This is a genomic window from Streptomyces sp. 13-12-16 (assembly GCF_002114215.1).
In the GTDB taxonomy this organism is placed as follows: domain Bacteria; phylum Actinomycetota; class Actinomycetes; order Streptomycetales; family Streptomycetaceae; genus Streptomyces.
Genome location: NZ_NCTE01001481.1, coordinates 1 through 831 on the forward strand (window position 1 = coordinate 1; position 831 = coordinate 831).

Consider the following 831-nt stretch of genomic DNA (forward strand, 5'->3'; position numbering starts at 1 on the left):
GGCCCGCTGCGCGACCGTACCGTCGTGGTCACGGGCGCCGCACGCGGGGTCGGCGCCGCCCTGGCCCGCGACCTCGCCGGGCGCGGCGCCCGGATCGCGCTGCTCGGTCACGAGAGGGCAGGGCTGGAAGCGGTGGCGGAGAGCCTGCCCACGCGGGCGTGGGTGTGCGAGCTCGACGTCACCGACGAGGCCGCGCTGGAGCGGGCCGCCGAACGGGTCAGGACACACCTCGGCACCCCCTCCGCCGTGGTGGCCAACGCCGGCATCGCGGAGGGCGGCCCGTTCGTCACCTCGGACCCGGCCCTGTGGCGCCGCGTGATCGACGTCAACCTCACCGGCAGCGCGGCCACCGCCCGCGCCTTCCTGCCGGACCTGCTGGCGACGAAGGGCTACCACCTCCAGGTCGCCTCGCTGGCCTCGATCGGCGCCGCCCCGATGATGAGCGCCTACTGCGCCTCCAAGGCGGGCGTGGAGGCCTTCGCCCACTCCCTGCGCGCCGAGGTGGCGCACCACGGTGTCGCCGTCGGCATCGGCTACCTGAACTGGACCGACACCGACATGATCCGCGACGCGGACCGCCACCCCGTGCTGCGGGAGCTGCGCGGCCACATGCCGCCGCCGGCCCGGCGCCTGTACCCGGCGGACCAGGTCGCCGCCCGGCTCGGAGCGGCGGTGGAACACCGCAGCACGGCCGTCTACGTGCCCCGTTGGCTGCGCCTGGCACAGGCGGCGCGCGCCGCGCTGCCCCCCGTGGTGCTGCGGGTGGCCCGTCACGAACTGGCCCGGCTGGAGGCCGAGGACCCCCTGCGGCACACCGGGCTCCTCGGCGCC

General features: G+C 76.9%; 1 protein-coding gene. It reads left to right on the top strand.

What is annotated here, in order from left to right; genetic code table 11:
• On the top strand, positions 1 to 831 hold an 831-nt coding region (locus B7767_RS43085; RefSeq protein ID WP_256923791.1), incomplete at both ends, for an SDR family oxidoreductase.